The organism is Micromonospora sp. M42 (assembly GCF_000568915.1).
GTDB classification, from domain to species: Bacteria; Actinomycetota; Actinomycetes; order Mycobacteriales; family Micromonosporaceae; genus Micromonospora; species Micromonospora chalcea.
Genome location: NZ_KK037233.1, coordinates 6,517,158 through 6,527,866, shown reverse-complemented (window position 1 = coordinate 6,527,866; position 10,709 = coordinate 6,517,158). Strand labels below are relative to the sequence as shown.

Annotated in this window: 8 protein-coding genes and 1 pseudogene; all 9 read left to right on the top strand. The window is 72.6% G+C overall.

The window, feature by feature from the left end; translation table 11 throughout:
• A pseudogene (locus tag MCBG_RS30250) lies at positions 1-949 on the top strand (glycosyltransferase family 4 protein); the annotation flags it as partial.
• Positions 950-1,028: 79 nt separating this feature from the next.
• Positions 1,029-1,748, top strand: coding sequence for a serine/threonine-protein kinase (locus MCBG_RS34550; RefSeq protein WP_223201388.1), 720 nt, complete (start codon positions 1,029-1,031; stop codon positions 1,746-1,748).
• A gap of 5 nt (positions 1,749-1,753) precedes the next feature.
• Positions 1,754-3,307: a hypothetical protein gene (locus MCBG_RS30245; RefSeq protein ID WP_223201387.1), complete on the top strand. Its 1,554-nt coding sequence runs from the start codon at positions 1,754-1,756 to the stop codon at positions 3,305-3,307.
• Positions 3,308-3,507: 200 nt separating this feature from the next.
• A complete protein-coding gene (locus MCBG_RS30240; protein ID WP_043329783.1) occupies positions 3,508-4,317 on the top strand; it encodes a metal-dependent hydrolase in 810 nt (269 codons plus the stop codon).
• Positions 4,318-4,757: 440 nt separating this feature from the next.
• A complete protein-coding gene (locus tag MCBG_RS30235) occupies positions 4,758-5,804 on the top strand; it encodes a LacI family DNA-binding transcriptional regulator (RefSeq protein WP_043329782.1) in 1,047 nt (348 codons plus the stop codon).
• Between the two features lie 40 nt (positions 5,805-5,844).
• Complete coding sequence (locus MCBG_RS30230) at positions 5,845-7,440, top strand: FAD-dependent oxidoreductase (RefSeq protein ID WP_043329781.1); 1,596 nt, start codon at positions 5,845-5,847, stop codon at positions 7,438-7,440.
• 22 nt (positions 7,441-7,462) lie between these two features.
• Positions 7,463-8,746 carry an ABC transporter substrate-binding protein gene (locus MCBG_RS30225; protein WP_043329780.1) on the top strand — a complete coding sequence of 428 codons (1,284 nt, stop codon included), beginning with the start codon at positions 7,463-7,465 and terminating at the stop codon, positions 8,744-8,746.
• 11 nt (positions 8,747-8,757) lie between these two features.
• Positions 8,758-9,705 (top strand): carbohydrate ABC transporter permease, encoded by a 948-nt coding sequence (locus MCBG_RS30220; RefSeq protein WP_043329779.1) that lies wholly within the window; start codon positions 8,758-8,760, stop codon positions 9,703-9,705.
• Positions 9,695-10,537, top strand: coding sequence for a carbohydrate ABC transporter permease (locus MCBG_RS30215; protein WP_013475968.1), 843 nt, complete (start codon positions 9,695-9,697; stop codon positions 10,535-10,537). The genes MCBG_RS30220 and MCBG_RS30215 overlap by 11 nt, the downstream gene beginning before the upstream one ends.
• Positions 10,538-10,709 lie beyond the last annotated feature (172 nt).

Genomic DNA, 10,709 nt, shown 5'->3' with positions numbered 1-10,709 from the left:
CCGCCGTCACGCTTGCCGAGCACCTGGACGTGCCGCTGGTGACCACCATCCACGCCACCGAGGCGGGCCGGCACCAGGGCTGGCTGCCGGAGGAGATGAACCGCACCATCCACGGCGTCGAGCACTGGCTGAGCAACGCCTCCGGGCGGGTGATCGCCTGCTCCGGGTACATGCGCGAGCAGGTGGCCCGGCTGTTCGGCGTACCGTCCGGGCGCATCGACGTGGTCGCCAACGGCGTCGACGACCGGGCCTGGCGGGCCCGGCCGCAGGCGGTCGCCTCCGCCCGGGCCCGCTTCGCCGCGGACGGGCCGCTGGTCGGGTACGCCGGCCGCCTGGTCTACGAGAAGGGTGTGCAGCACCTGGTGCACGCGGTGCCGCGCCTGGCCGACCGGCACCCCGGCCTGCGCGTGGTGATCGCCGGGGACGGGCCGTACAAGGACGAGCTCGTCGACCAGGCGCGGCGGCTGCGGCTGGGCGACACGTCCGGTTCGCCGGCTTCATGGATTCCACCCAGCTGCCCGCGGTGCTCGCCGCCACCGACGCCACCGTGATCCCCAGCCTCTACGAGCCGTTCGGCATGATCGCGCTGGAGGCGGCGGCCGCCGGCGCGCCGCTGGCGGTGGCGCGTACCGGCGGGCTGGCCGAGATCGTCGAGCCGGGGGTGACCGGGGTGACGTTCCCGCACGGCGACCCGGACGCGCTGGCCGGCGCCGTGGACCGGCTGCTCGCCGACGAGGTGTTCGCCCGCCGGGTGGCGCGCCGGGCCCGGACCATGGTCACGCAGCGGTACGCCTGGTCCGCGATCGCCGCCCGCACCGCGGGCAGCTACGCCGCCGCGCGCCGCGACCACGACGGGTTCCAGGCCCGCCGGGCCACCGCCCTGCTGGCCCGGGACCGGTCCGCGATCACCATTCCGGAAGGGAATCTGCTCGCCGGTACGGCCAGTTAGGGCATGACGTCTCGCCGTGCGATAGGTACCGTCCGATCCGTTGGCTATTGTGGACCACTGACCAGCGGTGAGGAGTGCGGTGCGGGACGTAGTGATCGCCGGACGGTACCGCCTGCTCGACCTGGTCGGTCGCGGCGGGATGGGCCAGGTCTGGCGGGCGCGCGACGAGGAGCTGCATCGCGAGGTCGCGGTGAAGCAGGTCGTGCCGCCGAACTGGCTCGCCGAGAACGAGCGGGACGAACTGCGCGCCCGTACGCTGCGCGAAGCGCGGACGTCCGCGCGGCTCAACCATCCCAACGTGGTCCGCGTCTACGACGTGGTCCGGGTCGAGGGCGACCCCTGGCTGGTCATGGAGTACGTCCCGTCCCGCTCCCTCCAGGAGCTCATCGAGACCGACGGGCCGCTGCCGCCCGGGCGGGCCGCCGAGATCGGGCTGGCGGTGCTCGCCGGGCTGCGCGCCGCGCACGACGCCGGGGTGCTGCACCGGGACGTGAAACCCGCGAACGTGCTGCTCGCCCGGGACGGCCGGGTGCTGCTCACCGACTTCGGGCTGGCCGTGTTCCAGGGCGGCGACGGCGCCATGACCCGCCCCGGCCTGGTCCTCGGCTCCCCCCAGTACGTGGCGCCGGAGCGGGCCGCCGAGGGCGTGTCCAGCGTCGAGGCGGACATGTGGTCGCTCGGCGCCACGCTGCACGCCGCCGTGGAGGGCCGCTCGCCGTACGCCCGCAGCACCGCCATGGCCACGCTCGCCGGCTCGCCACCCGGCCGCCCGACCCGGCGCCGCACGCCGGCCCGCTGACGCCGGTGCTGGCCGGGCTGCTGCGGCGAGACCCGCGCGCCCGGCTCGGCCACCACGAGACCGCCCGCCTGCTCGGCGTGGCCGCGGTGTCGGACGCCGACGCGACGGCGGCCGGCGGGTCCGCGGGCCGGTCCGCCGTACCGTCCGATCGGCCGGCCGCCGGGCGCGAGGGCGACGCTCGGGGACGTCCCCCGGGCGCCGGTGACGAGCCGGCGGCTGCGGCGGCGGGCGTCGTGTACCCGGACCTGATGCCGCCGGCCGCCGCCGCCCGCGCCTGGAGCCGGGCGGCGAAGCGCAGCGAGTGGGCGCCGCCCGCCGAGGGTGACCGGGCGCCACCGCCGGGCGGTCCGTCCGACTCCGCCGACCTGCCGGAGCGCTCCGGCGAGTCCGGCCGGTCCGGCCCTTCCGGCACGGCCGCCCGCTCCGGCCGGCCCGCGCCGCGCGACGGCGCCGAGCGGTCCGGCCCCGTGGGCTCGGCGGACCGACCCGAGCCACCGCCGCGCCCCCGCCCGGAGCCGCCGCAGCGGGACCGGTCCGACGAATTGAAGCGGGCGGAGTCCCCCGCGACCACGCCGGCGGAGCCGCCCCGGGCTGCCCCGGACCGCTCGGGTCCGGTCAGCCTCGGCCCGACGGTCCTCACCAGCTTCGTCGACCCGGGGAGCCCGACCGGCCCCGAGTCCGCGCCCCGCGCCGACGCGCTGAGCCCGGTGCGCATCCCCGGCCCGGACGCGGCGCCGGTCGCCCGCCCGGCCCCGGTCGCCCACAGCGGCCCCGCCGACAGCGGTGCGCTGCGGGCCGGCCCGCCTCCGCCCACCGGCGTTCCGCGCCCCCCGGACCGGCCGCTCGACGCCGAGGATCAGAAGCGGCTGCGACGCTGGGGGCTCGCCGTGGGCGCGGTGCTGCTCGCCGTGGCGACCGGCGTCGGCACCGCGCTGGCGGTCACCGACGGCGCCGACGAGCATCCGGAGGCGCGCCGGTCCGGCGAGGCCGTCGCCCGGCCCTGGGATCATCAGCCCGGCGGCCCGGGCGTGCCCCCTCCCCCGTTCCCCTGCGTCCGGCCGGACGTGACGGGCACGCCGGTCCGCAAGGGCCCACCTCCCGAGGACCCGGCGGTGAACGTGCCGGCCGGCTGGGTCTGGCCCGCCGACACCGGCGGCTTCCACATCGCCCTGCCCGCCGGGTGGCTGCAGCTGCGCTCCGGCGACACGACCTGCTTCCAGGACCCGGCCACCCGGCGCATCCTCGGCGTCGAGCCGTATCCGGGTGGGGATCCGGTGGGCCGGCTGCGCTCGTCCGAGCGGGATCTGACCTCCGCCGGTCGGCTGCCGCAGTACGAGAAGATCCGGCTGGCCGCCGACGGTCCGGGCGCGGAGTGGGAGTGCCGGTGGACCGCGCCGTACGGCGAGCGGATGCGCGCGTTGCGCGTACTGCCCGGTCAGCGGGCCGGGTGGACGCTCGGGCTGACCACGTCCGACGCCGACTGGGCGGACGCGTCGAAGCAGTTCGCGGTCATCCGGGCGAGCCTCGGCACGGTCCGGCCCACCCGTACCGCCGGCTGAGCCGCACCCCGTCCCATCACCGACAGTCGGCGTGGCGCCGGCTGCCCGGCCCGCCATAATTCCGGGTGGCAGCGGTACGCCGTCGCGCGTCCGCGGCACCCCTTCCCCAGTGGACCGTCCGGCTGATGCCCCGCTGTCGCACGGGCTGACTACAGTGGCGTAGTTTCGTGGATCAAGATCTTCGGGAAGGGCGAGCCGAGATGATGGGACCGTCCCACGCGCTCTCGGGCGCGGCGGTGTGGCTGACCGGCTCCTGGGCCATGGCCCAGTTCGCGGACTACCACCAGACACCGCTGGCGCTGGCGGTGGGCACTGCGGTCTGCGCGGGCGGAGCGCTCTTCCCCGACCTCGACCTGTCCGGGAAGGTCACCCGCAACCAGGGCGGCGCCACCGTGGCCCGCACGTTCGGCGTGGTCAGCCTCTTCGTCGCCGAGGTGGTGGAGAAGATCTCACTCGGCGTCTACTACGCCACCAAGCTCAGCAAGGATCCGCGCCGCAACAACGGGCACCGCACGCTCACCCACACCATCCCGTTCACCGTGCTGGTCGGCTGGGGCACCACCGCGCTCTGCGCCCACTACGGCAAGTGGGCCGTCGTCGGAATCCTCTTCTTCATGATCGGCCTGGCGCTGCGCGGGCTGTTCGACAAGTGGGCCGAGCGCGCGGGCTGGGTGGTGGTCACGCTGGTGTCCGCCGCCGCGGCCTGGTTCACGTTCGCCAACCTGCCCGGCGACCGGGGCTATCCGATGATCGGCCTCGCGGTCGGGGTGGGCTGTTTCGTGCACATCCTCGGCGACATGATCACCCGGGCCGGGGTGCCGATCCTGTGGCCCATCCCGATCAAACGCCGGATGTGGACGATGATCGGCCTGCCCAACAAGATCGCTCTGCGTACCGGCAGCAAGGCCGAGACGGTGGTGCTGCGCACCGCGATGACGATCCTGTCCGTCCTGGCCGCGGTGGGGCTGGTCGCACCCTCGGTGCTGCAGCGCTTCGACATCCAGGTGTAGGTCAGCCCGCCTCGGCGCGTACCGGGCGGGCGGTGGCCGCCCGGGCCCGGATCAGCCGGGCCGTCCAGCCCACGCCGCGACGGCGCCACGACCGTCCGATGAGAACGGTAACGCCCGGGTGGCGGCGGGCAGAGGCCGCACCCGAAATCACTCTGGGTAGGGAAGCAAGCGTCGTCGATCATCCGTGCGGACGATCGACGACACGCTAATGCGCATTAGCGCAGAGGCCCGCCTACTGTCGCGCGCCCGGTCGGGCCTTGTCAAGATTCCCGCCCGAACAACCGCAGGGCAGCGGCGGGCGCGGTTGCTAATCCGCATTACATCAGGGAGTTCATCGAACGGAAATCTTCCGGCCACCCCTTGACAGGACGCCGGGAGAGCAGAGAGGCTCCATCCCGACCCGATCGCTAATACGCATTAGCGGAAGTGGAAGGACCGACGTGACCCCTCCCCCCAGGCGTGTCACCCAGCGTGACATCGCACGCATGGCCGGCGTCAGCCAGGCGACCGTGTCGCTGGTGCTCAACAACCGCACCGACGCCGACGTCCGGATCGCGCCGGAGACACGGGACCGGGTCTTGCAGGTCATCGCCGAGACGGGATACGCCGCCGACCCGGCCGCCCGCCGCCTCGCCTCCGGGTTCAACCGAATCATCGGCGTCTTCACCTACGAGCCGGCCTTCCCCAGCGGCAGCCGGGACTTCTTCCACCCGTTCCTGCTCGGCATCGAGGAGTACGCCGAACGGGTCGGCTGCGACCTGCTGCTGTTCACCAGCGCCCCGGTGGTGGACGGCCGGCGGCGCATCTTCCACCAGGACAACCGGCTGCGGCTGGCCGACGGCTGCATCCTGCTCGGCCGGGAGATCGACGGCGCGGAGCTGCTCCGGCTCAACCGCGACGGGTTCCCCTACGTCGCCGTCGGGCGCCGCGACGACGCCGGCGGCCCGGTGCCCTACGTCGGCGCCGACTACGCCAGCGCGGTCCACCGGCTGGCCGAGCGGGCGGTGGAGCTGGGGCACCGGCGCCTGACGTACGTGGGCATGGGCACCTCGGCCGAGTCCTCGCACGACCGGCGCAGCGGTTTCCACGCCGGCGCGGCCGGCGCGGACAGCGCCCGCCAGATCACCGCGACGGCGGAGACCGCCGACGCCACAGTGGACGACCTGCGGGCCGACGGCAGCACCGTCGCCTTCGTGGAGGACTTCGCCACCGCCGTGGCGCTGGAGGCGTCCGCCCGCCGCAAGGGGCTGACGGTGCCCGGTGACCTGTCCGTCGTGACCCTCGGCGACCCGACCGTCCCGGTGCCCACGGACATCACGTTCACCGGGTTCCGCATCCCGCGCGAGGAGATGGGCCGCCAGGCCGTCGAGGTGTTGACCGGCGTCATCGACGGCAGCGCCGGCGGCCTCCAGCAACGGCTCCTGCCCTGCGAACTCGTCGAGGGCGACACCCTCGGCGTCCCTGGATCGGCGGCCGACCGGCGCTGACACGCCCGGCCGCGCAACTGGAAGGAAGCAAGTGGTACTAATGCGTGCGGACGTCCTCGTCGTCGGGGGCGGACTGGGTGGTGTCGCCGCGGCGCTGGCCGCGGCCCGTGCCGGCCGGTCCGTCATCCTGACCGAGGAGTTCGACTGGCTCGGCGGGCAGCTCACCAGCCAGGCGGTCCCGCCGGACGAGCACTCCTGGATCGAGCAGTTCGGCGCCACCGCGAGCTACCGGGAGTTGCGCGACGGCATCCGCGACTACTACCGCCGCCACTACCCGCTGACCGAGCGGTCCCGGGCGTGGACCGACCTGAACCCGGGCGCGGGCTGGGTGAGCCGGCTCTGCCACGAGCCCCGGGTGGCGGTCGCGGTCCTGGAGCAGATGCTCGCGCCGTACCGGGGGTCCGGGCGGCTGACGGTGCTGCAGCCGTACCGGCCGGTCGCGGCCGAGACCGACGGCGACCGGGTCACCGGCGTCACGCTCGCCCACCGGGACCGCGACGAGCGGATCGAGGTGGAGGCGCCGTACGTCCTGGACGCCACCGAGACCGGTGAGCTGCTGCCGCTGACCGGCACCGAGTACGTGACCGGGTTCGAGTCGCAGGCGCAGACCGGTGAGCCGAGCGCGCCGGCGCAGGCGCAGCCGCTGAACATGCAGGCGGTGTCCGTCTGCTTCGCGCTGGACCACGTCGACGGCGACCACACCATCGACCGGCCCGCCGGGTACGACTTCTGGCGCGACTACAAGCCGGACTTCTGGGGTGACCGGCTGCTGTCCTGGCGGTCACCCCACCCGCGCACGCTGGAGATCGTCGAGCGCAGCTTCACGCCGAACCCGGACGACGACCCGCTGGGCGTCAACGCCGACCAGCGGCTCAACCCGGGCGACGGCAACCTGTGGACGTTCCGGCGCATCGCCGCGCGGCGCAACTTCGTCGACGGCGCGTACGGCAGCGACATCACGCTCGTCAACTGGCCGATGATCGACTACTTCGAGGGCCCGGTCATCGACGTGCCGAACGCGTCCTGGCACCTGTCCCAGGCACGCGAGCTGTCGTACTCCGTCCTGTACTGGCTGCAGACCGAGGCGCCCCGTCCCGACGGCGGCACCGGCTACCCGGGGCTGCGGCTGCGCGGCGACGTGACCGGCAGCCCCGACGGGCTGGCGCAGGCGCCCTACATCCGGGAGTCGCGCCGCATCCGCGCCGAGTACACGGTGGTCGAGCAGGACCTCTCCCTGGCGGTACGCGGCGAGCACGGCGCGGTGAGCTACCCCGACTCGATCGGCGTCGGCATGTACCGCATCGACCTGCACCCGTCGACCGGCGGCGACAACTACATCGACGTCGGCTCCTGCCCGTTCGAGATCCCGCTCGGCGCGCTCATCCCGCAGCGGATGGAGAACCTGCTGCCGGCCGGCAAGAACATCGGTACCACGCACATCACCAACGGCAGCTACCGACTGCACCCGGTCGAGTGGAACGTCGGTGAGGTCGCCGGCCTGCTGGCCGACTTCTGCCTTGCGCGGGGCGAGTCCCCGCGCGCGGTCCGCGGCACCCCCCGCCTGCTGGCCGAATTCACGGACCGCATCTCGGCCGCCGGCGTGGAATGCCGCTGGCCGCAGATCGCGGGCTACTGAACCCCCGGTGAGGAGAAGGAAAGTGAGATACGGAAGACTGTCCGGCCTGGTCGCGGCGACCATGACCGGTGTGCTCGCCCTGACCGCCTGCGGCGGTGGCGGCGACGCCAAGGACGACGGTCCGGCGAGCCTGCGGATGACCGTCTGGTCGGCGAACGAGGCGCACCTCAAGCTGTTCAACGAGATCGCCGACGAGTACCGCAAGAACAACCCGGACGTCGCGGAGATCAAGTTCGATCCGCTGCCGTTCGAGAACTACACCACGACGCTCACCACGCAGATCGCCGGCGGCAACGCGCCGGACCTCGCGTGGATCTTCGAGAACTCGGCTCCGGACTTCGTCGCCTCCGGCGCGCTGAGCCCGCTCGACGACACGCTGAAGAAGGCCGACGGCTACCAGTACGACGACCTGTCCCCCGCCACGCTGAAGCTGTGGCGCAACGACGGGAAGCTCTTCGCGTACCCGTTCTCGACCTCGCCGTTCGGCGTGTTCGTCAACAACGACATGCTCAAGAAGGCCGGGCAGAAGACCCCGGCCGAGCTGATCGCGGCCGGGCAGTGGAACTGGGACACCGCGCTCGCCGCGGCCGGCGCCACCGCCGCGAAGTCCGGCAAGGCCGGGCTCGTGGTCCGCGACTTCGACTACAAGGGCTGGGACAACCTGGCCACGTTCTGGACCGGCTGGGGCGCCCAGGCGTGGAGCGAGGACGGCCGCAGCTGCGGGTTCAACAGCCCGGAGATGGTCGAGGCGATGACCACGCTGCACAAGGCGATCTTCACCGGCAAGGCGCTGCCCGGTCCGGGCACGACCGCCGACTTCTTCGCCGGTGACGCGGCCATGACCGTCACCCAGATCTCCCGCGCCTCGCTGCTGAAGGAGAACGGCTTCGACTGGGACCTGGTCCCGCTGCCGGCCGGTCCGAAGGGCCCGTACGCGGTGGTCGGCCAGGCCGGCATCGGCGTGATGAAGAAGAGCCCGCACGCCGAGCAGGCCGCCGACTTCCTGGCCTTCTTCACCAACCCCACCAACTCGGCGAAGCTGGCCCAGTTCTTCCCGCCGCCGCGGCAGTCCCAGCTGACCGCCGAGACGCTGGCGAAGACGAACCCGAAGCTCAAGCCGGAGCAGCTGCAGAAGGTCGTCATCGACGGCATCACCAACGGCACTGTCAAGCCCAGCCACTCCGGGCAGGCCGAGCTGAGCCAGCAGGTGCGCGCCGCGCTCGACCCGCTGTGGAAGGCGGACGCGGACGTCAAGGGCGTACTCGACGGCGTCTGCTCCAAGATCCAGCCGCTGCTGGCGAAGTAGGGCCGAGGATCATGACCCAGACGGACACCAGGGTGGGCCCGGCTGCTGCCGGGCCCGCCCCGGGCCGGGCCCGGCCGTTCTGGACCACCCGCCGCCGGGACCAGCTCACCGGATACCTGTTCATCACCCCGCAGTTGCTCGGCAGCGTGGTCTTCGTGATCCTGCCGCTGGTCCTCGTGGTCTGGTACAGCCTGCACGAGTGGAACGTGCTGGCCGGCAGCTTCGACTACATCGGCACCGACAACTACGCCGCGCTGGCCGACGACCCCAACCTGGGCCCGGTGCTGCGGTCGACCGGCCTGTTCTCGGTCGGCCTGGTCGTGTTCAACCTCGGCCTGGCGTTGCTGCTGGCCGTCCTGCTCAACCAGAAGCTGCGCGGGACCATCGTGTTCCGCACCCTGTTCTTCTCCCCCGTGGTCGTCTCGCTCGTCGCGTGGACCATCGTCTGGGGCTTCCTGCTGCAGGACAACGGCGGCATCAACGGCCTGCTCGACACGATCGGCGTCGACGGCCCCAACTGGCTGCGCGGCGAGGGCACGGCGATGCTGTCGGTGATCGTCGTGCAGGTGTTCAAGAACGTCGGCCTGAACATGGTGCTGTTCCTGGCCGCCCTCCAGGGCGTGCCGGCCGAGCTGTACGAGGCCGCCGAGGTCGACGGCGCGAGCCGGCTGCGCCAGTTCTGGCGGATCACCGTGCCGCTGATCAGCCCGACGATCATGCTCACGTCGATCATCACGGTGGTCGGCTCGCTGCAGGTGTTCGCGCAGATCGCGGTGCTGACCCAGGGTGGACCCGGCACCTCGACCACGGTGCTCGTCTACTACCTCTACCAGCAGGCCTTCCAGTTCCATCACTTCGGCTACGGCGCCACGCTGTCGATCCTGCTTTTCGTCATCGTGCTCGCGCTGACGGTGCTGCAGTGGCAGATGCGCAAGAGGTGGGTCTTCCATGAATCGTGACCTGTCCCGGCGGACCAAGCTGGTGCTCTACGGGGTGCTGATGGTCCTGGCCGTCCCGTTCGTGTTCCCCACCTGGTGGATGGTCACCTCGTCGCTGAAGCCGGTGGCGGACATCTTCTCCTTCCCGCCGCAGCTGCTGCCGACCGATCCGCGGCTGGACGCGTACCGGCGGGTGTTCGAGCTGCAGCCGTTCGGGCAGCAGTACCTGAACAGCCTCTACATCGCGCTGCTGGTCACCGTCGGCACGCTCGCCGTGGCGTCGCTGGCCGGGTACGCGTTCGCGCGGATCCGGTTCCGGGGACAGAACGTGCTGTTCCTGGTCGTCCTCGCGGGCCTGCTCATCCCGAGCGAGGTGACGATCGTGCCGCTGTTCCAGATGTTCTTCAAGCTCGACCTGATCGACACCCACTGGCCGTTGATCCTGGTGCCGATCTTCGGGGCGCCGAGCGTGCTGGCCACGTTCATCATGCGGCAGTTCTTCATCAGCCTCCCCGGTGAGCTGGAGGAGGCGGCGCGGGTCGACGGGCTGGGACGCTTCGCCACGTTCTGGAAGATCGCGCTGCCGCTGTCCCGGCCCGCGCTCGGCGCGGTGGCCATCTTCACGTTCCTGCACAGCTGGAACCTGTACCTGGAACCGATCGTGTTCCTCTCCTCGCCGGACAAGTTCACCCTGCCGCAGGCGCTCACCCAGTTCGTCGACGCGTACGGCGGTCCGATGTGGGACGTCCAGCTCGCGGCGGCGTCGATGACCGCGCTGCCGGTGCTGGCGGTGTTCGTCATCGCGCAGAAGCAGTTCGTCGAGGGCCTCGCGCACACCGGTCTGAAGGGATGACCGAGCCGGTCGTCGGGATCGACATCGGCGGCACCAAGACCGCCGCCGCCCTCGTCGGTCCCGGTGCGCGGGTGCTCGACCGCCGCGAGGCGCCCACCCCCGCGCGCGGGGGGCCGGCCGCGGTGCTGGACACCGCCGCCGGCCTGGCCGCGGACCTGCTCGCCGCCGCCGG

Bases quoted from the DNA above. Each gene is read 5' to 3' on its own strand.
- MCBG_RS30240 (WP_043329783.1), top strand. From the start codon at position 3,508: ATGATGGGACCGTCCCACGCGCTCTCGGGCGCGGCGGTGTGGCTGACC.
- MCBG_RS30230 (WP_043329781.1), top strand. From the start codon at position 5,845: ATGCGTGCGGACGTCCTCGTCGTCGGGGGCGGACTGGGTGGTGTCGCC.
- MCBG_RS30220 (WP_043329779.1), top strand. From the start codon at position 8,758: ATGACCCAGACGGACACCAGGGTGGGCCCGGCTGCTGCCGGGCCCGCC.
- MCBG_RS30215 (WP_013475968.1), top strand. From the start codon at position 9,695: ATGAATCGTGACCTGTCCCGGCGGACCAAGCTGGTGCTCTACGGGGTG.